Source organism: Clostridioides difficile ATCC 9689 = DSM 1296, assembly GCF_001077535.1.
GTDB classification, from domain to species: domain Bacteria; phylum Bacillota; class Clostridia; order Peptostreptococcales; family Peptostreptococcaceae; genus Clostridioides; species Clostridioides difficile.
In genome coordinates this window covers 231,618-258,212 of the sequence record NZ_CP011968.1, presented here as the reverse complement: position 1 = coordinate 258,212, position 26,595 = coordinate 231,618, and the positions used below count along the sequence as shown (strand labels likewise).

24 protein-coding genes and 1 pseudogene are annotated in these 26,595 nt (G+C 28.3%); 5 read left to right on the top strand and 20 right to left on the bottom strand.

What is annotated here, in order from left to right:
- Positions 1–10: 10 nt before the first annotated feature.
- Together CDIF1296T_RS01525 and CDIF1296T_RS01520 are read right to left on the bottom strand one after the other, a co-directional pair.
- Complete coding sequence (locus CDIF1296T_RS01525; RefSeq protein ID WP_009895282.1) at positions 11–886, bottom strand: DNA-3-methyladenine glycosylase family protein; 876 nt, start codon at positions 884–886, stop codon at positions 11–13.
- 293 nt (positions 887–1,179) lie between these two features.
- Positions 1,180–2,211: a YeiH family protein gene (locus tag CDIF1296T_RS01520; RefSeq protein ID WP_003425354.1), complete on the bottom strand. Its 1,032-nt coding sequence runs from the start codon at positions 2,209–2,211 to the stop codon at positions 1,180–1,182.
- 187 nt (positions 2,212–2,398) lie between these two features.
- Between CDIF1296T_RS01520 and CDIF1296T_RS01515 the strand changes: the two genes are divergently transcribed.
- Positions 2,399–3,289: a LysR family transcriptional regulator gene (locus tag CDIF1296T_RS01515; protein ID WP_003435002.1), complete on the top strand. Its 891-nt coding sequence runs from the start codon at positions 2,399–2,401 to the stop codon at positions 3,287–3,289.
- A 51-nt stretch (positions 3,290–3,340) separates the two neighbouring features.
- Here the strand turns inward: CDIF1296T_RS01515 and CDIF1296T_RS01510 are convergent, their stop codons facing one another.
- The 11 genes and pseudogenes from CDIF1296T_RS01510 to CDIF1296T_RS01460 all read right to left on the bottom strand — a co-directional run bounded on the left by CDIF1296T_RS01510 (position 3,341) and on the right by CDIF1296T_RS01460 (position 13,974).
- Entirely contained in the window at positions 3,341–4,267 is a 927-nt protein-coding gene (locus CDIF1296T_RS01510; protein WP_009895279.1) for a ketopantoate reductase family protein, read from the bottom strand.
- Positions 4,268–4,481: 214 nt separating this feature from the next.
- Positions 4,482–5,066: an orotate phosphoribosyltransferase gene (gene pyrE, locus CDIF1296T_RS01505; protein ID WP_003420885.1), complete on the bottom strand. Its 585-nt coding sequence runs from the start codon at positions 5,064–5,066 to the stop codon at positions 4,482–4,484.
- 84 nt (positions 5,067–5,150) lie between these two features.
- Positions 5,151–6,053 (bottom strand): dihydroorotate dehydrogenase, encoded by a 903-nt coding sequence (locus tag CDIF1296T_RS01500; RefSeq protein ID WP_003434510.1) that lies wholly within the window; start codon positions 6,051–6,053, stop codon positions 5,151–5,153.
- Entirely contained in the window at positions 6,046–6,738 is a 693-nt protein-coding gene (locus CDIF1296T_RS01495; protein WP_003434506.1) for a dihydroorotate dehydrogenase electron transfer subunit, read from the bottom strand. Before CDIF1296T_RS01495 ends, CDIF1296T_RS01500 begins: the two co-directional genes overlap by 8 nt.
- 38 nt (positions 6,739–6,776) lie before the next feature.
- Entirely contained in the window at positions 6,777–7,697 is a 921-nt protein-coding gene (gene pyrB / locus CDIF1296T_RS01490) for an aspartate carbamoyltransferase (RefSeq protein ID WP_003434504.1), read from the bottom strand.
- A gap of 295 nt (positions 7,698–7,992) precedes the next feature.
- The gene (locus CDIF1296T_RS01485) at positions 7,993–9,015 is read right to left on the bottom strand and encodes a C40 family peptidase (protein WP_003434503.1); all 1,023 of its coding nucleotides are present in this window, start codon (positions 9,013–9,015) and stop codon (positions 7,993–7,995) included.
- A 470-nt stretch (positions 9,016–9,485) separates the two neighbouring features.
- Positions 9,486–10,625, bottom strand: a complete 1,140-nt coding sequence (locus CDIF1296T_RS01480) for a M56 family metallopeptidase (protein ID WP_009895276.1) — start codon at positions 10,623–10,625, stop codon at positions 9,486–9,488.
- 329 nt (positions 10,626–10,954) lie between these two features.
- Positions 10,955–11,236, bottom strand: a complete 282-nt coding sequence (locus tag CDIF1296T_RS19970; RefSeq protein ID WP_330363734.1) for a hypothetical protein — start codon at positions 11,234–11,236, stop codon at positions 10,955–10,957.
- A gap of 93 nt (positions 11,237–11,329) precedes the next feature.
- Positions 11,330–11,543, bottom strand: a pseudogene (locus CDIF1296T_RS19965) (M56 family metallopeptidase); the annotation flags it as partial.
- A gap of 212 nt (positions 11,544–11,755) precedes the next feature.
- Complete coding sequence (gene gluD / locus CDIF1296T_RS01465) at positions 11,756–13,021, bottom strand: NAD-specific glutamate dehydrogenase (RefSeq protein ID WP_003420866.1); 1,266 nt, start codon at positions 13,019–13,021, stop codon at positions 11,756–11,758.
- A 128-nt stretch (positions 13,022–13,149) separates the two neighbouring features.
- On the bottom strand, positions 13,150–13,974 hold the full coding sequence (locus tag CDIF1296T_RS01460; protein WP_009895272.1) for a P-loop NTPase family protein: 825 nt from the start codon (positions 13,972–13,974) through the stop codon (positions 13,150–13,152).
- 274 nt (positions 13,975–14,248) lie between these two features.
- Between CDIF1296T_RS01460 and CDIF1296T_RS01455 the strand changes: the two genes are divergently transcribed.
- Complete coding sequence (locus CDIF1296T_RS01455; RefSeq protein ID WP_009895270.1) at positions 14,249–15,436, top strand: SAM-dependent methyltransferase; 1,188 nt, start codon at positions 14,249–14,251, stop codon at positions 15,434–15,436.
- 138 nt (positions 15,437–15,574) lie between these two features.
- Here the strand turns inward: CDIF1296T_RS01455 and CDIF1296T_RS01450 are convergent, their stop codons facing one another.
- The 4 genes from CDIF1296T_RS01450 to CDIF1296T_RS01435 form a co-directional block, all read right to left on the bottom strand.
- Entirely contained in the window at positions 15,575–16,801 is a 1,227-nt protein-coding gene (locus CDIF1296T_RS01450; RefSeq protein WP_009895268.1) for an NAD(P)/FAD-dependent oxidoreductase, read from the bottom strand.
- Positions 16,776–17,249: a 4Fe-4S dicluster domain-containing protein gene (locus CDIF1296T_RS01445; RefSeq protein ID WP_009895266.1), complete on the bottom strand. Its 474-nt coding sequence runs from the start codon at positions 17,247–17,249 to the stop codon at positions 16,776–16,778. Before CDIF1296T_RS01445 ends, CDIF1296T_RS01450 begins: the two co-directional genes overlap by 26 nt.
- Complete coding sequence (cooS, locus tag CDIF1296T_RS01440) at positions 17,242–19,143, bottom strand: anaerobic carbon-monoxide dehydrogenase catalytic subunit (RefSeq protein ID WP_009888019.1); 1,902 nt, start codon at positions 19,141–19,143, stop codon at positions 17,242–17,244. The genes CDIF1296T_RS01445 and cooS overlap by 8 nt, the downstream gene beginning before the upstream one ends.
- Positions 19,144–19,312: 169 nt before the next feature.
- A complete protein-coding gene (locus CDIF1296T_RS01435) occupies positions 19,313–20,380 on the bottom strand; it encodes a CapA family protein (RefSeq protein WP_009895264.1) in 1,068 nt (355 codons plus the stop codon).
- Positions 20,381–20,664: 284 nt separating this feature from the next.
- Between CDIF1296T_RS01435 and CDIF1296T_RS01430 the strand changes: the two genes are divergently transcribed.
- On the top strand, positions 20,665–20,835 hold the full coding sequence (locus CDIF1296T_RS01430) for a DUF362 domain-containing protein (RefSeq protein ID WP_009888017.1): 171 nt from the start codon (positions 20,665–20,667) through the stop codon (positions 20,833–20,835).
- Between the two features lie 175 nt (positions 20,836–21,010).
- Here the strand turns inward: CDIF1296T_RS01430 and CDIF1296T_RS01425 are convergent, their stop codons facing one another.
- Positions 21,011–21,550 (bottom strand): FmdE family protein, encoded by a 540-nt coding sequence (locus CDIF1296T_RS01425; RefSeq protein WP_003434479.1) that lies wholly within the window; start codon positions 21,548–21,550, stop codon positions 21,011–21,013.
- A 138-nt stretch (positions 21,551–21,688) separates the two neighbouring features.
- On the bottom strand, positions 21,689–22,321 hold the full coding sequence (locus CDIF1296T_RS01420; protein WP_003420839.1) for a redox-sensing transcriptional repressor Rex: 633 nt from the start codon (positions 22,319–22,321) through the stop codon (positions 21,689–21,691).
- 135 nt (positions 22,322–22,456) lie between these two features.
- Here CDIF1296T_RS01420 and CDIF1296T_RS01415 point away from each other — a divergent pair, with 135 nt between their 5' ends.
- Positions 22,457–24,370 carry an ABC-F family ATP-binding cassette domain-containing protein gene (locus CDIF1296T_RS01415; RefSeq protein ID WP_003434478.1) on the top strand — a complete coding sequence of 638 codons (1,914 nt, stop codon included), beginning with the start codon at positions 22,457–22,459 and terminating at the stop codon, positions 24,368–24,370.
- 15 nt (positions 24,371–24,385) lie between these two features.
- Complete coding sequence (locus CDIF1296T_RS01410; RefSeq protein WP_003425390.1) at positions 24,386–25,762, top strand: MATE family efflux transporter; 1,377 nt, start codon at positions 24,386–24,388, stop codon at positions 25,760–25,762.
- A 139-nt stretch (positions 25,763–25,901) separates the two neighbouring features.
- On the opposite strand, the gene CDIF1296T_RS01405 is transcribed toward CDIF1296T_RS01410, so the two are convergent.
- Positions 25,902–26,552, bottom strand: a complete 651-nt coding sequence (locus CDIF1296T_RS01405; RefSeq protein WP_003434477.1) for a Crp/Fnr family transcriptional regulator — start codon at positions 26,550–26,552, stop codon at positions 25,902–25,904.
- Positions 26,553–26,595 lie beyond the last annotated feature (43 nt).

Sequence of the window (26,595 nt, the reverse complement as noted above, 5' to 3'; positions counted from 1 at the left end):
CCCCCTTAATTTATTTTCCTATACCGAGTTCTCTTGCATAGTAAAATAAGTACTGTTGAGCAAATCCAGACATTTCTTTAAATTTATCGATTCCATAAGTTCTCATTTTAGGTAAACTCATGTCTTCATCTATATAAAATTCTTGCATAACTCTCTTAACCCAAACATCAACTGGAAAAGAATCATATTTTTGCATACCAAATAATGCAATACAATCACATACTTTTGGTCCTACTCCATTAAATTTTAAAAGCTCTTTTCTACAATCCTCTGTACTTAAATTTGTATATTCAGATACCTCATCATTATTCTCTATAACTGCCTGTGTAGTACTTTTTATGTACTTATCTCTAAAACCTGTTTGACATGCTCTTATTTCCTCTTGTGAGGCCTTATTTAGTTCTTCTGGTGTTGGGAATGCATAGTATTCATTACCTTCATATTCACCTATATACTTACCAAACTTTCTTGATAAATTTTCTATCGCTCTTTGTATCATAGGAATCCTATTATTAGAGGAAATTATAAATGATATAAGCATTTCCCATCCATCTTGTCTTAATATTCTTATTCCCCATCCAAATTCAGTAGCCTTATTTAAATATTCATCCATATTTTTTAGCTTATTCTTTATTTCTGTATAATCAGTTCCTAAATCAAAGTAATTATACCAAATGCTGTTAAACTCCTTTAAATTAGTATTATTTAAATATATTTTATCATTCTCTTTTTTGACATTTAATATTCTCCCCTTTGCAACTCCAGTGTATGAGCCATCTTCTTGTTTGTGCCATCTAAAACATTGACCACACTCAAATATATGTACTGGGTCAAAATCTGTTACTCTTTCTAGTATAACTCCATTACCTTTTTCATAAACATTCATATACCAAATCTCCTTAATATTTATATTTTCATTTTGTTTATTTACTTAAAAACTTAGCTCTAATATGTGCATTTTACTTATTTTAACACAAAGATAAGTAATTTCAAAATTTATAAGGTTATTATTATGTAAAATAATATTTTACTTTAAATTTTTACCTTAAATAAAAAATGAATTTCTATAAGTTTATACCCACTTAAACTTATCGAAATTCATTTTTTATTTATATTATAAATTATTAGTATCATATTATTTTAATTAATCAAATTAGTATTACAAATACTATTTTTATACTATATAAATATTTTTATTAAAACTACAGCTGATACAACTTGTACTGTACCTACAAATAAACCATATAAAGAAACTTCTTTCCCTTGTTTCACTAAATCTTTTACATTAACCTTTAATCCAATTGCTGCTAAAGCTATTATTTCTAGTTTGTTACTTATTTCTTTGCACAACACAGATACTTCTTTTGGTATAATGTTCATTGAAAAAAGTGCACAAGTTATAAAGAATCCAATTACATACCATGGTATAGTCACTTTTTTCTTTTTTATCTCATCCTTTTCTTCTTCAAGAATTTCCCTATTAGATTGATTTTTCATATGTCCAAATACTAATACAACAACAACTAGAAATATTACTCTTACTATCTTAAAAATAGTAGCTAAATCTTTTACATTTTCTCCAACAATTGCTCCACTTGCTACAACCTGACCAATTGATTGCAAAGTTCCACCTATCATTGCTGAAGTTTTTACAAGTTCATGGCTATATAAAAATTGAGATATTATTGGAAGTAAAAACATAAGAAATATACCAGTAACATTTACAATAGTTACTGCAATTCCCTTTTCTTTATCTGTCGCATTAACCACTGGAACTGTTGCTCCTATTGCAGAAGAACCACATACTGCATTTCCACTTGCCATTAGAAATCTAAAGTTTTCTTCAAATCCTAGTTTTTTACCTATATAAAGTGCAGCTATTATTGTTATTGTCATTTGCAATATTATAAATAAAATTCCTGAAACTTTTAAGTCTATTAAAGTAGATACACTGAGTGTTGCTCCTAATAGTACTATTGAATATGATAACAAATCTGTCTCTGAAAATTTATAACCTTTTTGAAATACCTTTTGATTTAAAAATAGGTTTCCTACAAACATACCTAAAAATATAGAAATTGATGCTGCCCCTACCTTAGGAATTAAAATAGAAATAAATATACTAATATAACCTACTAATACTGATACAAACAGTCCTGGTAATATTTCCCTTATAGTTTTTAATGTCAAACTGCTTTTTTTCTTTAACATAATATACCTACCTTATAATTAATATAGTTTTCTTCATAGCAATAGTATATAATTGTAATAACCATAAGTAAAATAAATATATAATATCGTAATGATTAATGTTTTTAATGGTTATTATATATAGTATAATTATCTGTAGAAAGTATATAAAAAATGTAAAATTTCATTAGGTAAAGGAGACAAAAAATTGTTTGAAGAATTAAAAACATTTGTAGCTGTTGTTGAATACAAAAACTTTACTAAAGCTGGGGAATATTTAAATCTATCACAACCAAGTGTAAGTAAACACATAAAAAATCTAGAAAATTATTTTAAAGTTGTGCTTATAAACAGGTCTATTAAACAAAAAACCATTTTTATAACAGAAAGTGGACAAATCTTGTACAAAAGAGCTAAAGAAATATTAAATCTTTTAAATATTACTTATCATGATGTAAGCCAAGTTTCAGATGCTATAACTGGTCACTTAAAGATTGGTGCAAGTTTAACTATTGGAGAGTATATTTTACCAAATTTTCTAGCATTATTTTCTAAAAAGTATCCTGACATAGATGTAGAAGTTTTTATAAAAAATACATCAATCGTATCTTCTCATGTTAAGGATTATATTTTAGACATTGGTCTTATTGAAGGCACTTGCTCTTCCCCTTCATTTATTCAAGAATATTTTTTTGAAGATAAGATGGTTTTAGCACTTCCATACAAGAGTCATTTATTAAAAGATTTTAGTTTTGATAAACTTCAAAACCAAAAATGGATAGTCAGGGAGGATGGTTCTGGAACCAGAGATTATTTAGATATGTTTTTAAGTGTTAAAGAAATTATTCCAAAAAGTATGATGGTTTTTGGAAGTAATTATGCTGTCAAAGAATCTGTTAGAAATAATTTAGGAATTACAATAGTCTCTAATCTAGTGACAAGCTTACCTGTTCTAAACAATGAGCTGTCTGTCATAGAGCTTGGAAGCAGCTACAACAGACATTTCTCATATATATTTCCAAAAGATATAACTTTATCAAAAGCAGCAACTATTTTCATTGAAGAGTTAAAAATATTTAGTAACTTAAATAGTATATAACATTAATAAAATTTAAAATCAATAATTATCAATATTTCTTACAAAGACCCTTTAAAATCTACTTTCAATTACTTTTATCATATAAAAGAAAGTCTGATTTATAGGAGTAGGTATGTTATATTTTTTTCCAAGTTTGCAGATATTCTTAGAAAACATATCTACTTCTGTAAGTCTATGAGCTTCCACATCTTGAAGCATTGATGTTCTTCCTTCTTTTGAATGTTCTAGTATTCTATGTAATGAATGTTCCACATCATCTTCTGTAAGAGATATGTCTTTTGCTTGTGCTATAGCAACAACTTCCCTCATTGCAGATTTTGCTAATTCTCTTAAATGCTCAGAACTCTGAAAAACTCCATAAGGTGCACCAAGTATAGCTGAAGTTTGATTTACACCAATATTAACCATGTACTTCCACCACATATCTCGTTGAATATCTTTTGATAAAGTATATTCTATATTTACATCATCAAAGACTTCGGTTATTATATTAGTTTTTCTATCTTCACTATTATCTTTGTTACCAAATACAATTATCCCATTAGTAGTGTGTATAATATTATTATTGATTTTCTTTGCATCTATATTGGTAACATATGAATATACCATTTTTTCAATTCCAAATCTTTCTCCTATTATCTCTTCGCTATCAACTCCATTTAGCAGAGACATTATAACTGTATTTTTTCCAACTAATCCATCTAATTCTTTTATATTTTCTTTTAAATTATTATATTTTAGACCTATAATTATAAAATCAGCCTCTTGTTTATACTCATCTTTAGTTACATAATCAAAATCATACCTTTTTCCATTTATTATAAATCCTTCTTCTAAATATCTTTTCTTTCTTTCATTATCACAAAGAATTTTAAAATCATATTTAGAGTTAAAAAATTGTTCTGCAAAAGTAGCTCCTACAGCACCTACTCCAAAAAATACAACCTTTTTATGATTTTCATTTAATTGATTTTTCATACTTACCCCTCCCTAATATATAATACTTTTACCTTATACTTATATTGTACTGCTACTATCTCTTATTTTGTAAATATATTTTTAACAAAAAAAACAGCTAACCTTCATTTATAAGGCTAACTGCTTTTTATTTTTAAGTTATATGTTATATTACAAATTTTTACTCTAAAAAATTTACATTTTTTAAGTAACACTATAAATAATTAAGTTTTTATTACATCCCTAATTCCTTGAACTCCCTACTTCCAGGCTTAACAACTGGTAATTTTCCTTCCTTACATAAAGGACACTCATCAGATTCATAAACTTGAATATCAAGTTTTATAGCACTATATATAGGCATACCTATATCATGATTAGTTCTATCTGCTATACATGCAACACCTACAACTTCTCCACCTAAGGCTTCTAATACTCTTTTTGTCTCCATAGTTGATTTACCAGTAGTTACAACGTCTTCAGCAATTATTATCTTTGCTCCTTTTTTAACTTCAAATCCTCTTCTTAACTCCATTGTATTGTCTTTTCTCTCAGTAAATACAGCTTCTTTTCCTAATTGTCTTCCTAACTCATAAGAAACTATTACTCCACCCATAGCTGGTCCTACTACTAAGTCTATATCTAAGTCTTTTATTTGTTCAACAACTGTACTTAATACCTCAGCAGCATATTCTGGAAATCTTAATACTTTTGCACATTGTACGTATCTATTACTGTGTTTTCCTGAAGATAATAAAAAATGTCCCTCCAACAATGCATCACTTTTCTTTAATATATCCACTACATCTACTTTACTCATATTATTTTTCCTCCATGTTAATGTTATAAAATTATTGTTTATTTAATCTATATTTTTTATCTTTAAAATACTATTTATTCTACCTTATATAATTCCTCTTATTTCGTCTAAACTTTTTATTCCTTCTCTATCCATAAATTCATTAATTCCATCTATTATTTCAATACCTATTCTAGGATTCATAAAATTTGCAGTTCCAACTTGGATACAAGTAGCTCCTGCCATTATAAACTCTATAGCATCTGTGGCTTTAGTTATTCCGCCCATTCCCATTACAGGTATATTTACATTTTTACACACTTCATGTACCATTCTCAAAGCTATAGGTTTTATAGCTGGTCCAGATAACCCAGCATATACATTTTCAAATACTGGTCTTCTATTTTTTATATCAATTGCCATTGCTTTAAAAGTATTAACTAATGAAACTCCATCAGCACCTTCTTCTTCACAAACTTTTGCCATTCCTACAATATCTTCTGCATTGGGTGATAATTTTATTACTAAAGGCAGTTTCGTTATGTTTCTTACCTCACGAACAACTTCTCTTGCCACTTCATTTTTTATACCAAAAGCCATTCCACCAGCTTTGACATTTGGGCAAGATATATTTAATTCAATAATGTCTATAGGCTTGTCATTTAACATTTGAACCCCTAATAAGTAGTCTTCTAATGTCCCACCTCCAACATTAGCTATTCTGACTAAGTCTAGTTTACTAAAAAAAGGTAATTCATAGTCTATAAATCCTTGAACTCCAGGGTTTTCAAGCCCAACACTATTCATCATACCGGATGGTGTCTCATGAACTCTCATACCATTGTTACCAGGTTTTTTATTTAAAGTAAGACCCTTGCTACTTATACCACCAAGTTTTTGTATATCATAAATCTCATTATATTCTTTTCCAAATCCAAAAGTTCCAGACGCCATTATTACTGGATTTTTAAATTCTACACTTCCAAATTTCACACTTAAATTACCCATTAAAAATCACGTCCTCTCCCCAGAACACTGGACCATCTTTACAAGTCTTTTTATTTCCTCCATTAGTTTTACACGTACATACTAAACAGGCACCTACTCCACAAGCCATATGGTTTTCAAGAGATACCATAATTCTCGTTTTAGTACCTTCTACCATCTTAACTAATTTTTCCATCATTGGAGTTGGACCACATGTTAATATATAATCATATTTCTCAACATCAATTATATCTGTTACAAAAGTATTTCCTACTGTTGTATAGACTTTATTACATACTTGTTTATATTCATCTTCTAATATAACATCTTCTCTAAACCCAAGATATGCATCACAATTTTTTATATTTTTAGCAACCAAATATAGTGGAGCTACACCGATTCCTCCTCCTACTAGAGCTACCTTTCCATCAACCTTAGCATATCCATTACCATAAGGGCCTTCTAATTTTATATTATCATTTACCTTTAGGTTACTCAAAATTTGAGTTCCTTCTCCTACTACTTTATAAAGAAAAGTTATCCCTTCTTCATCTATATCATGTATACTTATAGGTCTTGAAAGTACTGGATAAGTATCCCATGCTCTTAACATATAGAATTGTCCCATTTTACCTTCAAAATTACCTTTTACTTTCATTCTATACATATCTTCGCCTATATATATATTTTCCAGAATTTTATACATCCCAAAATCTCCTTTGTTTTACTATTATATGATAACTATTAGTCTTCATTTATACCTAAAAGTTTTATTATTAAAGCCATTCTAACATACATTCCATATTTAGCTTGTTTAAAATATACAGCTCTATCATCACTATCTACATCTATGTCTATTTCATTTACTCTTGGTAATGGATGCATTACTAACATATCTTTAGATGCCTTTTCTAATTTAGCTTTATTTAAAATATAATAGTTTTTAAGTCTTTCATACTCTGATTTATCTTCAAATCTTTCTTGTTGAACTCTAGTCATATATAAAACATCCAAGCTTCCTATAACATCATCCAAATTATTAGTTTCATAATATGCATGTCCCTTTATAGCTTCTTTTATATAATCTGGCATTTTTAACTCTTCAGGCGCTATAAATACAAACTTTGTATTTTTATATCTTGCCATAGCCTTAACCAAAGAATGCACAGTTCTTCCATATTTTAAATCACCACATAATCCTATTGTATGGCTTTCTAAAGTTCCTTTTAATGATTTTATAGTAAGTAAGTCTGTAAGTGTTTGAGTTGGATGCTGGTTCTTGCCGTCTCCTGCATTTATAAATGGCACTTCCGTATATCTAGCTGCTTCTGAAGCTGCACCTGATTGAGGATGTCTCATAGCTATTATATCAACATAACCAGATACTATCCTCATTGTATCTCCTAGAGTTTCACCTTTTGATGCAGAGGATGAATTTGGCTCTGAAAAGCCTACTACACGTCCTCCTAATCTGTTCATAGCAGATTCAAAGCTTAATCTTGTTCTTGTTGATGGTTCATAAAATAATGTAGCTAATAGTTTTCCTTCACATATACGAGAATATTTTGACGGATTGTCAATTATTTTTTGAGCTAATTCTAATATTTCATCTATTTCTTCTATTGAAAAGTCTTCTGGTTGGATTAAATTTCTTGATTTTAACATCTTTCGTCCTCCTTTTTTAGCCTCTCTGAACTAAAATTAAAAGTATTTTTGTACTGTTAGTAGCTTACCACCTTTGCCCTATCCTGTCAAGGGATTGCGCAAATAATCATCATATGAAAAGGCTCCTATTTAACAGTCATATTAACTTGAATCTTGATTAGATTTAAAGTGATACAAAAACGCTCTATAGTACATTTAAAATATAATCATTTTTTGTTTCCATGATTAAATTAAATATAATATAGAGCGTTTATATATATTTATGTATTTATCAATTTGTCATATTACAAACCGATTATAATATTCTTTTTGCTGTAACAAATCTTGCTGTATAGTATGATGAATTTATACTAGTTACACTAACTGTTTTTCCTGTTGATGGTGAATGTATCATATTACCCCCACCTACATATATTCCAACATGACTAACAGAACCAGAACCATTAGTTGTGAAGAATACTAAGTCTCCTGGTTGTAAATTTGCTTTACTTACAGTTTGTCCATATTTAGATTGTGCTTTAGATGTTCTTGGTATATTCTTTCCTACTGCATTTCTATACACATATTGTGTAAATCCAGAACAGTCAAAAGTGTTTGGTCCTTCTGCTCCCCAAACATATGGACAACCTTGCTTAGAATATGCCAAGTTAAGTACAGCTTGAACTGCATTAGAGTTAGCTGTTGGCACATTTGAATTATTATTTTGTTGATTAGTATTTGCATTGTTTTGTTGATTATTATTTGTAGAATCTACATTTTGGTCAATACTTGGGTTTACTTGTGGCTCTTCTATTACAGGAGCTTTATCAGATATATAAGATGATTTTACATATCCTTCTGTTTCCCCATCTTTAACTTTTAACCAATCTCCATTATCTTCCAAAACCAATAAAGAACTTCCTTTTTCCAGCTCTTCAATTACTTCTGAACTTTCACTCTTATCTTTTCTTAAGTTTACTTTATCAGCGTTAGTATATCCTACACCTTCAGATATATCTACATATCTAGTAGCTAACCAACCTTCGCCATCTTCAACTTTAACCTTAACCCATTCTCCTTGAGTTCCTAAAACCGTAAATTCATCTCCAGAATAAGCTATGTTTTGAACTTGACCTTCTTCTCTTATCTTTATAGCTACTCCATCTTTTATTTTTGCAACTTTATATTTTACTTCTTTATATTCACCTAAATTTAATTCAGTATTTGTTTTATCATCCTTATTTTGAGATGAATCATTTACTTCATCTGCATTTACAATTGAACTTACTGATAATGCCATAACTGATGCAAATACTGGTATTAATATCTTTTTCTTCACGATAAACCTCCTAAAATTTTCCCATAATTATCTTATGATTCTATTTTGTAGGTGAAGTGTACCTAAGGATAAAATACTAATACACAATACATTAATAAAAGCTCTATCTGTAACTTTTTTGTAAACCACTTTATATAACTTTTATAGTATTATTATATTAATAAAATAAATAAATTAGCTTATCCAATATGTCACCTAAATATACATTATTTACTTAATTATATAATATGGGTCTGTAAAAGTAAAGAATTTTGTACCATTCGAGGTTAAAGTGCGCATAAATATTGTTTTATGTGTTTTTTTATGCGCTTTTATATGGCGTATATTTTTTGATGAAATAACTATAAAAGTTGGTTGTTTTGTGAAATTTTTTACAATTGAATATAATTATTAATACTTTCTTTAGGACTTTTGTGAATACTTACTTTTAAATTCTTTTAAGTTTCAGCTATTTGCTATTATATAAATATCTATCTTAATAAATTGTTCAACTTGTCATAGTATTTTACACCAAAGCTTATTTTATCAGAGTCTTTAGGAATCAATCCCATTGCTTCATACATTCTTTTATGTTCTTTTTTAACATTTTCAGGAGCATCTGCATATGTAAATTCTAAAAGTGTAACACTTCCTCTAAAAACATGTAGCTTCTCCATATCATATTTAGGCAATATATTAAGATTAACAATACTCGTTGAATTAACCTTCAAAAAAGTAATAGAAGATAATAAACATAAAGTTAATGCCATTAATATACCATTCTTGTACTTTTCATTAAACATATTCATAACTCTCTTTTTAATATCAGATTGCTTATGGAGTCCAGCTATAAATTTATTTGAAGTATTTGAACCTTTTCTCATTGCATTTAGAATTGTTAAAGCATAATCCTTTTTTTCATCTGAATTTCGATTTTTTAAAACTCTTTCATCACAATAAAGTTCACAATCTAAATCTATATGTTTATCCATTATATATATAAATGGATTAAACCAATATACTGTTTTTAAAAACAGGATTACATATTTTAAATAAAGGTCCCTACTCTTAAAATGCATAAGCTCATGTCTAAAAATCCAGTCTAACTCTTTCAATTTATACTCATGTGGTGGCAAAAGCACACATGAATTAAAAAATGCTGGTGTTTCAACTTCATAAGAGTATTTGAGTTTTATATCTTTTGTTATATTAAATTCTTCTAATATATTTTTATAAAGATTTACAATCTCTCCATCATCAACATCATAAGATAAGTCATTTATTAAATTTTTAAGTTTTATATATTTAAATATAGTGTAAATTAAATAAACTACTACAGTTATAATCCAAGTGTACAATATAATATTATTACTTATAGTTGAAACATTATTAAATCCCTCTAAATTTATGTTATTAATATTAATGTGTTTTTTACTTCTCAAGATATTTATTGTAAAAGTATAATATGTAAATGGTAAAAATAATTTAATAACAACTATCATCCATATATAATAATTAAATTTTTTGCTAAATCTTTTAAATACATTTTTCTTGAAAATCAATATCATAAGAATGCTTAGACTACTTACTATAACTGTTCTAAAAATCCCATTTAGAATAAAGTTAGACATACATTTTTCTCCTATCTTATTTAAGAGTATTTTATGTTTAAGTTTATTTGCCTTTTAAGTTTTCATATTATCTTTATTAATTAAAAAGATACATTTTTTGTAACAGATAACTATTTTTATCATTTTATAATTGTGTAACTCATAATTTATTTAAACTCCCCTATAATTAATTATAGCTTAGTAATGATTCCTATGCATCAATCATATTTAATTATTTCAACTATCTATAAATTTCATACTTAAACACGTATAAAATTGAATCTATAATAAAATTTTCAATTGCTTAAATATAAAAAATTCATAATATCAACATCAATATTAAGTCTAACTTATTTTTTTAAATCCATACAATCTTTATAAAATCTAGGAATAATTTCTATTGAATCTGAATCTTTTGGTACTATTCCATTGACTCTACAGTTTTCTTCATGCTCTTTTCTAAGTTTTATAGGTGCATCTGCATATATAAAATCTATTGTTACAAACACGTCTTCTTGCCTTCCTTCAAACGTATATCTTGACCTCTCTAAGAAATCATTCTCTTCAATAATACTAGTTGAATCGAATTTAAAAAATGTAATAGAAGAAAACAAGCTTATAATCAAAGCCATTAAGATACCATTTTTATATTTTTCACTGAACATGTTTATTACTCTTTTTCTAATATCAGATTGTTTATTTAATCCAGCTACAAATTTATTTGAAAAATTTGTACCTCTTTTCATTGAATTTACAATAGTTAGAGCATATTCTTGCTTTTGTTGTACAGTACAATTTTTTAAAACTCTCTCATCACAATAAAATTCACAATCCAAATCCATATATTTTTCCATTATATATAAATGGATTAAACCAATATACTATTTTTAAAAATAATACTAGATACTTTAAATGAAAGTCTTTGCTTTTAAAATGCATAAGTTCATGTCTAAAAATTCAATCTAACTCCTCTAATTTGTAATCATGTGGTGGTAAAAAATACATTCTAAATTACATAATTTATCAAGTTCTTTATAAGTTAAAACAAAAATAGCTTACTTCATTGTAAGCCACATAATTTAAGGGCTGTACTATGTACAGCCCCTTTATATCTTAAATAATTATATCCTATTATTTATTAAGAGTAAATCTTAGTACCATCCTCTTAATTTCATAGCTTCAGCAACTTTCTTAATTGAATGCATGTAAGCAGCTTCTCTCATTGTAACATTGTACTCTTCTTTGATTTTCCAAATAGATTCAAATGCTTTAACCATAGCTATTTCTTCTTTTTGCTCTACTTCTTCTTCTGACCAGTAGTATCCATATAAGTTTTGTACCCACTCAAAGTAAGAAACTGTAACTCCACCAGCATTAGTTAATATATCTGGAGTAAGAACTATTCCTCTTTCAGCAAATACTTCATCAGCCTCTGGAGTAGTTGGTCCATTAGCAGCCTCACAAACTAATTTAGCTTTTATAGATTCAGCAACTTCTTTAGTTATAGAGTTTTCTAATGCAGCTGGTATTACTATATCAACATCTGAAGCCCAGAACTCTTCTAAAGATATTCTCTTAGCTCCTGGGAAGTTTAATAAGTTACCATGTTCTTTCATATAATCTAACATAGCTTGACCATCTAAACCATTTTCATTGTATATAGCATAAGAACCTTCTGATTTACACCATTCAGCCATAGCTACAACAGTACCACCAAGTTTTTCACAGTTAAGAACTGTATAAGAACCAACGTTTCCTATACCTTGAACAGCTATTTTAGCTTTTTTCATATCTATTCCTAATTTAGCAGCAGCTTCTCTTGCTGTAACAGCAACACCAAATCCAGTAGCAGCTGTTCTTCCTAAAGAACCACCAAATTCAACTGGCTTACCAGTTATAACACCTATAGAACTTTGTCCAGTTAATTTATTGTACTCATCAACCATCCAAGACATTATTTGACCATTAGTATTTACGTCTGGTGCAGGAACGTCAACTTTCTCACCTATTAATTTATATATTCCATCTATGTATCCTCTACTTAATCTTTCTAATTCACCTTGAGATAAAGTTGATGGATCTACTATTATTCCACCTTTACCTCCACCATATGGTATACCTGTTACAGAACACTTGAAAGTCATCCATATAGATAAAGCTTTTACTTCGTCTCTTGAAACATTTTGATGGAATCTTATTCCACCTTTTGTTGGCCCTACTGCATCATTATGTTGTGATCTAAATCCTTTAAAAGTTTTTATAGAACCATCATCCATTTTTACTGGAATTGAAACCTCTATAACTCTCATAGGTTCTTTTAATAATTCATAAACTGCTGGTTCCATACCTAATTTATCACATGCATTTTTTACTTGAGATTGCGCCATCTCGAAGACATTTACATCTTTTCCTGACATTTGAAAGCCCCCTTATAAATACGTTATAATTATGTATACTCCATTTAGAAAAAACCATTTCCTAAATTTACAGTTTAATTATAGCACACTTTATTGCAAATTAGTATATCATTTTCTCAGTTTATTTTTTAACATTGGAGGAAGTTTATTTTTTTAATTTTATGAATGTTAATATCTATTTTTTGTACATTAACTAAAGTCATTTTCTCAATAGACTTTTTTATTGTCTGTTGTATGTCTTCAATTTTTTTTATAGTTTCTAAATCATTGATATTTATACTTACAAAAATATTCATAAAATTATTGCAATTCTCTATATTGATTTTATTTATTCTATCAATGCTTCCAAAGTTGTATACTTCATATTCAATAATCTGTTTAATTACATCAGCACTAATATAAAACTTTCCTATATAACTAAAAGTTGGTCTTATAATTGTTTTTTCTAAAACTACCATATTCCTATTATTTCCTTTTCTAAAAAGTCTCTTCAAAGAATTTATACTAAGACCACTTGCCATACTTTTTATCTCAACTGCTGGAACAGGAATTACATGATTTCCTTCTTTTCTAGCTTGTTTTGCTATTTCTATCTCATATTTAGTACTTATATCTTGTATATTTATAAACTTACAGACCCTTCCAATTGACAATCTCTCTACAATTTGATTAACCATTTTTTTTGATGTCCCAATAATAAGAATTTTTCTTATATTTTCTTTTTTAATTGCTTCTCTAACTTCTTCTCTATGCTCCAAATTATAAAAAATAGCCCTTTTAACTGCTTCTATAGTAGTATTTGCTTGTTTTGCCGATATCCCAGCTAAAACCTTGTTTTTGTATATTAAAATCCCATCATCGATTATATATTCTATATCATTTTCATATGCGAACTCTAAAGCCTTAAAGCTCTTCCCTGTGCCACTTGACCCAACCAAAGCATATACTTCCATCCTACATATCTCCTTATAAAATAGCTTTAACTATTTATTACAAAATTTTATTTACTTTATAGATTAAATTTATTATATCATTAACAGTTTAATATTATATCCAGTACCAAAATTTATAAGCAAAAAATATACTACAACATGAAATTTCTTTATAAAAAATAAATTTCCTTTAAATAAAAAATTTATTGAAAAAATTTTACTTTTTTAAAAAAAGGACTATAATATATTTTAAGCAGGGAAACTTACTGGATTTACATTAGAAGGAGCTGGTAATATGAATATTACAAAAAATTTTTTAAAAGACTATTTAGAGAGATTTGGTGAAACACCATTTCTAGTTAGGCTTAAAGATGAGGAAGAATTTCTAATTGGAGAGGGCTCCCCTCAGTTCAAAGTTATAGTAAATAATGATATTAGCAAGTCTGAACTATTAAAAAGTACATCTTTAGCACTTGGAGAAGCCTACATAAATAGAGACATTGAAGTTGAGGGAGATTTATTCTTAACTTTAAATCTACTTTTAAAACAAATAGACAAATTCAATATTGATAATTCAGCTGTAAAACATCTATTGCACTCATCAAATTCAATGAGACATCAAAAGAAAGAAATACATGCCCACTATGACATTGGCAACGATTTTTATAGCTTATGGTTAGATAAGACACTTAGTTATTCTTGTGCATACTTTAGAAATGATAATGATACTCTTTATGATGCTCAAGTCAATAAAGTTCACCACATATTAACTAAACTAAATTTAGAGGAAGGTATGAGCCTTCTCGATATTGGTTGTGGTTGGGGATTTTTACTAATAGAAGCTGCAAAAAAATATAAAATTCACGGCGTTGGAATTACACTTAGCGAAGAGCAATTTAAGGAATTTAACACAAGAATTAAAGAAGAGAACCTTCAAGACTATCTTGAGGTAAGACTTATGGACTATAGAGAATTAAAAAAATCAGACCTTATGTTTGATAGAGTTGTAAGCGTTGGGATGCTTGAACATGTTGGTAGAGAAAACTATGAACTTTTCATTAAAAACGTAAATGCTGTTTTAAAAGATGGTGGATTGTTTTTACTTCACTATATAAGTGGATTGCAGGAATCTTATGGAGACCCTTGGATAAAAAAATATATTTTCCCAGGAGGAGTTATTCCTAGCCTAAGAGAAATGATACATATTTGTAGTGATTACAAATATCATACTATAGACGTAGAAAGTCTAAGATTACATTATGTAAAAACCTTACTATACTGGCAAAAAAATTTCTCTGAGAATCTTCCAAAGATTAAAGAAATGTTTGATGATAAGTTTATAAGAATGTGGGATTTATACCTTTGTTCTTGTGCTGCTGCTTTCAACACTGGTATTATAGATATACATCAAATACTTTTCACTAAAGGTATAAAAAATGATTTACCTCTAACTAGAGAGTATATGTATAATTGTTCAAAATAATATTTTACAAATTGAATATAATTTAAATTTAATTACAAAAAATAGAGCTATTTCTAAATAAGATTTGTCATTTTTCTTATTTTAGAATAACTCTATTTATTGATTTACTGTATTTATAAACCTTACTCCACGTATATACTATACACTATAACAAAATTCTCCATTTTCTTTTATATTAAAAAAGTCTGCATAACATATATCAAATATCCTATTTTCTAAATCATATATTTCAACTTTATTTTTTATTAAATAAGTTAATACACCTACATATGAAATATCTCCTTGTATAACTGCTCCATAGATTACATTATCTTTAAAAACAAACTTTTTATAATCATTAATTCCATGTCTGGTTAATACTTTATAGCTATCATCTACAGGTGTATTCATTCCTATAGAAATAGTTGGTATATCCATGAAATTCATACTATTTTTAAAAGCAAATTCATCTTCTATCTTCTTATCTTTTCCAACCATATTATAGGCAGCTACAATTCCTTGCTTTACTGCCAGAGGCCAAATAGCATTTTTACCTACAACATCTCCTGCTGCATATATGTCTTTTTGTGTTGTTTGGCACATATCATCTATTATTATACCTCTATCATATTCTATTCCTGTTCCATCTAAAAAGTCAGCATTTGGTTTAACCCCTGTAGCTACAATTACCATGTCTGCATCTAAAACTTCACCATTTGAAAATGCAACACCTGTAACATTCTTACTGTTATCCAATACAATTTCTTGTATTGATGCACTTGGGTAAAATTTTACACCTTTTTCTTTGAACTTATTTTCATACACTGATGCTGTATATTCATCCAATTGTCTATCTAAAATGTACTTTTCCATAAAAGCTACAGAAATATTTAACTGCTCATATTTAAATAATCCCACTAATGCATCTATACCAACTAAACCAGCACCTATTATAACTACATTTTTAGAATTTTGTGCTTTTTCTTTTATTTTATAAATATCATCTATGTTTCTCACAGAATATACAAAATTTCCATCTCTTAAATTTTTTATAGGAGGAATAGCAGAAGATGCACCTGTAGCTATTAAAAGTTTATCATAATTTACAGTAATGTCTTCTGTCTGAACTACCTTTTTATTTATGTCTATACCTTTAACAGTCTTACCTGCAATCCATTTTACATTATTTTGCTCCATAAAATCTTCATCAACAAAATTTATTTGTTTTAAAGTTCTGTGTTCAGATATAACGTGATGCAACATACATCTTGAGTATACGTTTTCATCTTTAGAAATTACTACTATATTTGAATCTTTATCTAATTCTCTTAATGTTTTTACTGCATTTATACCAGCTGCACTAGCTCCTAACACTACATAATTCATCATTTTCCTCCTTCTGTAATTCAATTGCTCCACTTGGGCAATTAGCTACACATCTAGGATACTCCTCATCTTTACATAAATCACATTTAAGTATGTTCTGCTTGCTTCTATCATCTGGCTTTAATAATCCATATGGACAAGACATTACACACATATAACATGAACCACATTTCTCTTCATCATATGAAACGATTCCACTTTCACTATCTTTATGCATTGCACCACTCATACATGCTAATACACATTCAGGTTCATCACAGTGTCTACAAAGAATTGGAACTGGATTATTATGTTTACTATCTAATTCTATATGCCCTCTACTATCATTATCTATATTTTCTAAATCAAGAGTGTACATGTCATAATCTTTATTGTGTTTTAGCATACATGCTAGTACACAGCTCTTACATCCTGTACATAAATCTTTATTTATAAAAATTCTATGCATTGCATTCCACATCCTTTAACCCTAAATTTTTTCTTCTATCTATTATTATTTCTTCTAATTGATTAGCTGAAGATTTAGGGTCTGGATTCACTATAACATGTCCTCCTGTTAAGTCTTTTAATTTTTCTGTTAATACTTCTGTCACCAATTTTCCTCCTGTTATAAATGGAGGTAAAGCTAAATGAAGAGGTAAGCCAAGGGCAAGACCAAACGCTCCATCAGCTAATGCTTGTTCTTCCAACCATTGTGGAGCTGAAAGCACTAATGGTAATTGTGGTAGGTCAATTCCAAGTTCAGCTGCTAATTCTGTTGCTACTATTTCTAGTCTTCCTATAGCTAGACATGGTCCAAAGTTTAATACTGGTGGTATTCCTAAAGTCTTACATACTTCTTTTAAGTTTTCTCCTGCTAATTCTTCTGCTCCAGGTGACATAAGACCAACATTTTCTAATCCTCCAGTAGAACATCCTGCAGATAGTACTATTATATCTTTTTTAATCAATTCTTTAGTAAGTTCAACAGTATTTACATCATGTCCTCCTGCTGTCATATTTGAACATCCTACAACAGCTGCAACACCTTTAATTTTTCCTTCTGCAATTAAATTAATAAGAGGTTTCCATGAATCTCCTAAAAACGCTTTCAGGTTCTTTTCACTTACACCAGTTAAAGATTGTTCAAATCCATGGTCTTTTGGTATATCTATTTCAATACTTCCTCTTCTCTCCTTATAAGACTCCAATGCTTTTTCTATTAAAGTGTTACTAAGTTCATCTAATTTACTTCTGTCTAAACCTATGTATTCTGCATTCGCTTTTTTAGCAACATCATCTAAACAAACCATTTTTACTTTATATTTATCTGCTATTGGTTCAAGCCCTGGTATAGTACAGTTAAATTCTGAAAGAACTATATCTATTGCTCCAGTTGATAAAACAGCCTCACTTGTAAAATTGTTACCTGCATGTCCAGCAAATACTTCTTGATAATGTTCTCCTCTTAATTGTAAATCTTGACCAACACATGTACATCCTACTAGCTTAAAGCCTTTTGCACCAACAGATTGAGCTAATTTTATAACATCTTCATCTTTTAATCTATCTTGGAAATTTGCAAATGTTGAATGTTGATGGCCTGTTATCATTATATTTATGTAGTCTGGGTCTATTACATTAAATCCTACAGGAGCCATTCTTATAACTGGTTCTCCCAACATAACATCATTTAAAAGATTAGTTAGTGTAAGACCATATAATCCTGTTGATATACCTAAGTTCAAACAATTAACTAGCATGTCTACTGGGTCACTATTTAAATTTGTTGATGATTTTACTATTGCATCAAAAACTTCTGACTTTGCACCACCAGGCATTATACCTAACTCTTTCCACTTTTTCACTCTAGGTGCATAAGCTATTTTTTCTACTAATTCCATTTTATCATCTCTTGATTTATACAAATCGTTGATAACTTTGTCTGCAACCTTTATACATTTATCATACTTTTCATCACTTTCTATTCCAAACATCTCTGCTAATTGATTTAATGTTTTTTCTCCTTTAACAACACCTTTAGTTATTCCAACATTTTTTAAATTCTTAGCTGTATTTTCTACCACATGTAAATAACAAGCTGCTCCTGATGCTACTGCTCTTAAAAAGTTTCTTGCTACTATAGTGTCTGCATCTGCTCCACATATACCTCTTGGTGATTTAGGAGTTACTCTACATGGTCCATTTGAACAGAGTCTACAACAAACCCCCTGAAGTCCAAAACCACACTTAACTTTCTGATCTTCTGTTCTATGAAATGCTGTTTCAACATCCTTTGAAGCTACAAAACTTTCTAATTTCTTGTCTGCACTTTCGCACATTTTACAAGTGTTACAAGCCATTACAAATTCCCCCTTATATTTTTATATTAAAAAAGTAGATTAAATAGCTTTATTATAATTGACTATAATTTAACTATTAAAATCTACTTATTTAATACCACGATTTACCATACCCTAAACAAAATATAAATTATTAAAATAAATATATATATTTATTTTTTTTTACATTTTATTTATTTAAATCTTTGCTTATTTTTTCAAGTTTATTTAAAACTCTATCCTTCTCACTTCCATCCAATACTTTTGGTTGATAATTATTTCTGGAGTTACTAGATGTTATTGAAGTTGGTATTATATTTGGCTCTTTAATTGAAGTTAATTTATTATCTGAAAAAGTAAAGGTTTGTTGATATATATAACTATCTGTATCAGAAGGATTCTTATTTCCTCCAAAGCAAAAATTCCCTAGACTATAAGCTATATACTTATTTTTATACTTTTCTATTCCTTGAATCACATGCGGGTGAGACCCCATAACTAAATCTGCTCCCTTGTCTATAGCATAATGAGCAAAATCTTTTTGTTTTTTATCTGGATAATAATCTAATTCTATCCCCCAATGAAAGTACACTACAACAACATCCGATTTCTTTTTTAAGGACTTAATATCATCTTCCATTTGTTTTAAATTTTTTTCATTATATTCAGTTGATAATCCATTATACCCTAATAGACCCACTTTAATTCCTTTGACATCTACAACAGCATCTTTCCCTAATCCAAAATAATTTATTTTATTCTCGTCCAATATAAACTGTGTATCTTTCATTCCTTCTTCAAAATAATCTTCTGAATGATTATTTGCAATACTTACTGCCTCTACACTTCCAGATTTTAAAATATTTACATATCCAGGCTTTCCTTTAAATGCAAATTTTTTTTCTTTTGCATTTGACGCTGTAGTAAGTGGACCTTCTAAATTAACCACTGTTAAGTCATCTTTTTCAAATACAGGTTTTACATTTTTAAGAAAATAATTGTAATCTTCTCCTTGTCTTTTAAATTCATGGTCAAAACTGCCATAATATGATGAACCTTTATAGTTCCCCATAGTTACATCACCAGCGAAACTTATAGTTATATCTTTTTTCACAGGTTCTCTTTTTTCTTCTTTAACTTGGCTTTGGTTATTCTTAGAGTCTTTTTTAATGGTACTTTCCTTATTTGGATTATTAGAACATCCTACTACAAATAGCAATAGACTCATAATACATATGTAAACTAATTTATTTTTCATAGTAAATCTCCTTTGTATTAATAAATTTTTAAATAAAATATACTTTTTTAGAGTATAACATTTTTAAATATAATCAATACATAACTTTTTAAATTTAATTTTATTTTTAAAATAAACTTCTTTAAAACAAATAAAAATATAAGCAGATTAAACTTTATTGTAAAACTTTAAAACAAGAATATCATAATAAAGTTTTTGTTGTAGAATTAATTTAATTGTTATATTCAATAATATTTGTTATAATGTTATTGAATTACAATACATATAAAAGGGAGGATTTCAAAATGGCATATAAAATTACTGACGCTTGTATAAGCTGTGGTGCTTGTGAGGCTGAATGCCCTGTTAGCTGTATATCAGCTGGAGACGACGCATATGTTATAGATGCTGGTTCTTGTATAGACTGTGGTTCTTGTGCAGGAGCTTGTCCTGTAGATGCACCTCAACCAGAATAATAATTCGTTATTCATAAAGAGACTGATTTTATTTTATAAATACTAATCAGCCTCTTTTTAATTATGTATGATTCAATTAATATTATTTATATACTTTATTATGTTGCTACCTAATTCATCTTAAAATACTGTTAGCACATATCTAATACTTTTAACTTTAATCTAATTTATAATTTTAATACTCTTCATAAAATCTTTCATATTTATCAAAACAATCAAGACATACTTTCTTTCCTTCTTCAATCCTTATATATTGCTCAGATGCAAATTCACCACACACTTCACATTTAAGGGATTTAAATATTCTTGCTTTTTCAGGAAGTCTTAACTTAGTATCTGTAATCTCAAATATTTCTTCAAAATCACTTTCTAATAAATATCTTTTGTATCCTTCTCTATCCATCTCAAATGGTTTTGACTTTACATATATCCTTATAGATTTTCCATTTTCTCTATTAAAGAAATGATATACTGATTTTCCAGTCATCCTAAGTAGTAAATTTCCCTTACCCATTGTGCAACTTAGCACTACTTGTATACCATCTATTCCACAAGCATCATTTTCAGAAATACATACAATTTCCTCATCTCCTGACTGTTTACATCCTAAATATTTTTTTGCTGCAAGTGCTGCTTTAAATCCTATAGCTAACCCTGGACATTCATGACCATGAAATTCAATTGCCTTTTTCCATAATTCCTCCACAAAAACCACTCTCCTTAATATTGTTTATTTCCATACATTATTTAAATTTTTATCCTAATATTTCAAAAAGCCAGAGGATTTAATATTAAATCTTCTGACTTTCTCAATACTCTTTACAACTGCTCATTATTAATATGTTTAAGTTGTCTACTTTCCTTCTTTCATTAAATACGATAAGGTAAATAAACTTTCTGTTAAGTTTACATTCTCAACTATAACACCTTTCGGAACTTCTAAATCTAAAGGTGCAAAATTCCATACACCTTTGATTCCAGCTTTTACAACTCTATTAATAACTTCTTGTGCTCCATTTTTAGGTATACATAATACAGCAATATCTATATTATTGTTTTTTATAAAGTCTTCTAAAGTATCTGAATCTAATACTTCAAACTCTCTTATCTTTAAACCTATCATTCTAGGATTTGCATCAAATAAAGCTTTTATCTCGAATCCAGCTTTTCTAAATCCTGCATAATTGGCTATAGCTTGTCCTAAGTTACCTGCTCCTACAAGAACTGCGTTGTATGGTCGATCCAACCCAAGAATTTTACCTATCTCAGTATGAAGAGCTTCTACATTATAACCATATCCTTGTTGTCCAAATCCACCAAAGTTGTTTAAATCTTGTCTTATTTGAGAAGCGGTAAACCCTATTATATCACTCAATTCTTTAGAAGATATTCTTTGTATATCCCTATCTAATAAGTCTCCAAGATATCTATGATATTTTGGGAGCCTTCTTATAACTGCCATTGATATATTTTTATTTCCCAACATCTTCACCTCCTAAAAGTGTCCTCTTTTTTGTTTGATTCACAATAAAATATTTCTTTTTCAAAACTAATACATATAACCTTGATTATATTATATCAAAACATTATAATTTTAGATAGTTCAAGGAGGTAGAAATTTATGATTGTTTTGTCATGTAATAACTTAAATAAAAGTTTTGGTATAGATTCTATATTAGAAAATATTAGTTTTACAGTAAATGAAGGCGATAAAATTGGTATAATCGGTGTTAATGGTACTGGAAAAACTACTTTATTTAAAATAATTTCAGGAATTTATGGATATGATAGTGGAGATATTTACACTTCTAAAGATTGTGAAATCGGATATTTAGAACAAAATACCAATTTTTATTCGGATAATACTATTTTGGAAGAAGTACTAGAAGTTTTTAAAAATTTGATAGAAATGGAATCCTATTTAAGAGAATTAGAGGTTAAAATATCTGAAGAAAGTACAAAAACAAACTCTCCAATTATAGAAAAAATCATGGATGAATATTCACATAAACTAGAATTATTTTCAGATTTAAATGGATATGGATATAAATCTGAAGCCAAAGGAGTTCTAAAGGGATTAGGATTTAGTGACAATGATATGGATAAGCCAATAAGCATACTTTCTGGTGGTGAAAAAACTAGAGTTCTTTTAGGAAAATTACTTCTTAAGAAACCAACTCTATTGTTACTTGATGAACCTACTAACCACTTAGACTCTGAAGCGATAGAATGGTTAGAAGTATTTTTAAAACAATATAAAGGGACTGTCATGTTAATATCTCATGATAGATATTTCTTAGACCAATCCGTAAATAGAATTTTTGAAGTTCACAACAAAAAACTTAAAGTATATAATGGTAACTACTCTAAATTTGTTGAGTTATCTAAAATAGAAAAAGAACTAGAGCTTAAGAAATTTGAAGACCAACAAAAAGAAATAAAAAAGCAAGAAGAATCAATTGAAAGACTAAAAGCTTATGGTAGAGAAAAACACCTAAAGCGTGCAAGAAGTAAAGAAAAAGCATTAGACAAGGTAGACGTTTTAGATAAACCAGAAGCTTATAGGAAAAAAGCTCGTATACAATTTACGCCTTCTGTCCAGAGTGGTAATGATGTTCTTCAAATTAGAGATGTATCTATGGGTTATGGAGAAAGAATACTTTTTAAAGACTTGGATTTAGATATATATAGAGGGGAAAAAGTTGCACTTATAGGTGCAAATGGTGTTGGCAAATCTACATTATTTAAAATAATAACTAATGAACTACAACCTCTTAGTGGCAATATTAAATTTGGAACTAATGTACATGTTTCCTACTTCCATCAGGAACAAAAAACTCTTAATTTAGATAACACAATAATTGATGAGATTTGGGAAAATAATACTCATCTTACTCAAACTACTTTGAGAAATATGTTAGGGGCATTTTTATTTGTAGATGAAGAAGTTTTTAAGAAGATTTCTACATTGAGTGGTGGAGAAAGAGCTAGAGTTGCCATACTTAAACTTATACTATCAAATGCAAACTTATTGTTATTAGATGAGCCTACTAATCACCTAGATATTGATTCTAAGGAAGTCCTTGAAGAGGCATTAACTAATTATGATGGGACTATATTTACAATATCACATGATAGATACTTTCTAAATACTGTTGTTGATAAAATTTTAGTTTTAGATGAAAATGGAATTACTGAATATCTGGGAAATTATGATTATTATATAGATAAAAAAAGGCAAATCCAAGAGATGAGTATTATAGAAGAAAAAGAAGAAAAAACTAGAACTCAAATAAAAGATGAAAAAAGAAAAGAGAGAGAACAAAGAGAAATAGAAAAGAAAAATAGAATAAAAAGACAAAATATAGAAAAAGAAATTGAAAAGTTAGAGATTGAAATTGAAAAATTAGATATACTTTTATGTCAAGAAGAAGTATACTCTAATCCAGATAAAGCTAAAGAAGTTAGCCAAGAAAAAATTAATTTAGAAAATAACCTTGCCTCTCTATATGATGAGTGGGAAGAATTTATGTAAAAAGGAGAGGATTATTTGCAAGAACTATTTTCTTTAAAAGACGAAAATAAAAGATTTTATAAAATACTTCTATCTTTATGTATACCTATTATCATACAGAACTTAATTTCTACTTCTGTAAATGTAATAGATACAATTATGATAAGTAGTTTGGGGGAAACATCTGTAGCTTCAGTTGGAGTTGCAAACCAATTTTTCTTTCTTTTTAATATGTCCTTATCTGGTATCACAGGAGGTGCTGGAGTTTTTATTTCACAGTTTTATGGAAAGAAGGATGTGAGTAATATAAGAAAAGTCACAGGTCTTACTTGTGTATTGGCAATTGTTTTAAGTTTTGTATTTGTTATTCCTGCTTTACTAACACCAAAGCCAATTATACACATATTTTCGTATGATTCTGAGGTGGTAAAACTTTGTATAGATTACTTTAGTATTGCAGTATTTAGTTATCCATTAATTGCTGTAAGTACTGTATTTAGTACTGGTTCAAGAGGTGTTAGAAATCCTAAGTTAGGTATGATTTGTAGTGCATTTGCACTTGTAACAAATGTTATTTTAAATTATGGATTTATATTTGGTAACTTCGGTCTTCCTGCATTGGGTGTAAAAGGTGCTGCTCTAGCTACTGTTATTGCTAGAATATGTGAATTAATTTTAATGATTACTTATGTTTACCTTTATAAAAAAGACTATATATTAAAGTTTGGTCTAAAAAATCTAAAAGCTATTGATAAAATTTTTATAAAATCTTTTTCATCAAAAAGCTTTCCTATATTTGTAAATGACTCTGTATGGGCAATTGGAACTGTCCTGTATTCTGTTGCATATGCAAGAGCTGGTACTTCTGCTATAGCAGCTAGCCAGATAGCAACCAGTACAGGTAATTTCTTCATAATGACAGCTGTATGTATTGCATCTGGTGCATCTATTATGCTTGGAAATGAACTTGGAGCTGACCATATTAAAAGAGCCATTGAATATGCTAAAAAGTTTTCTATACTTGTATTTTCAGCTGGTTTAATACTTGGAATTATTTTAATTTTAAATATACCATTATTATTAAAAATGTTTAGTGTTTCTGATAGCTTAGCTTCTGATATAACTAAGATATTCTTTATAATGGGAATACTAATGGCTCTTAAATCTTTTAATACATTGGTTATAATTGGTATTTTAAGAAGTGGAGGAGATACTAAATATGCTCTATTTTTAGAATTAGGATGTATGTGGTTAGCTTCTATTCCTCTAACTTTTATAGCTGCATTTAAAGGTGCACCTATATTTGTACTCGTTTTGCTCACTTATAGTGAAGAAGTGGTTAAGTTTATATTTGGTGTTCCTAGAGCATTATCTAAAAAATGGGCTATTAATATAGTAAAGGAAATTGATTAATAATTATACTATACATTATAAGTATACAATATTTCTAAACAGTCTCATTGAAAATAACTAAAGTATTTTTGATTTTCAGTGAGACTATTTCTATTTTTTACAGAAATTATTATACTTTATTTTGATTAAGTAACAATTTTTACTCATCTTCCAAAAATTCTTTTACTTCAAATGCCAATTTATGTAATTCATCATAGTTTAAAATTTCATATGTATTACCCATTTTTTTTACTATCTCCTTTTCAGTTAACTTTAGCAGAGAATGGTATCTACTTTTTCTACTAATTGAATAGATTTCACTGAAATTACGAATAGCTTTTATATTGCAGACATTATTTTCTTGTTTATTTGATATACAATAGGCAATAACTTCTGTGCAAGAAAATAGTTCTCTTACCATTCTGGTTTTATATAATTCATATATTCTTCTTGTACATTTTCTATGAAATAGTGCAATAAAATCTGGTTTGAGATAAAACTCTTCAAATACATTTTTTTCAAATCGAAATAATTTTATATTAGTCTTTGCAAATATATCACATTTCAAATTATGTTCATATATGTAACTGATTTTGCCTATAAATTCATTTTCAGGTACAATGTCAACAAGAAATTTATTTCCTCCTCTAGTAGTACACTCCACTAATGCAACTCCCTCTATTATAAAGAACACTTCTTGTAAGTCTTTATCTGATGCTACAAATCTTTGACCCTTTTTATATTCAACAATTGATATTTTGTTTAAATTATTTTTAATAATTGGATATATACTTGTTTTTTCTGCTTTCATCAAAGTTACCTCCTTTACAATATATTGTATAAAATATTTTATT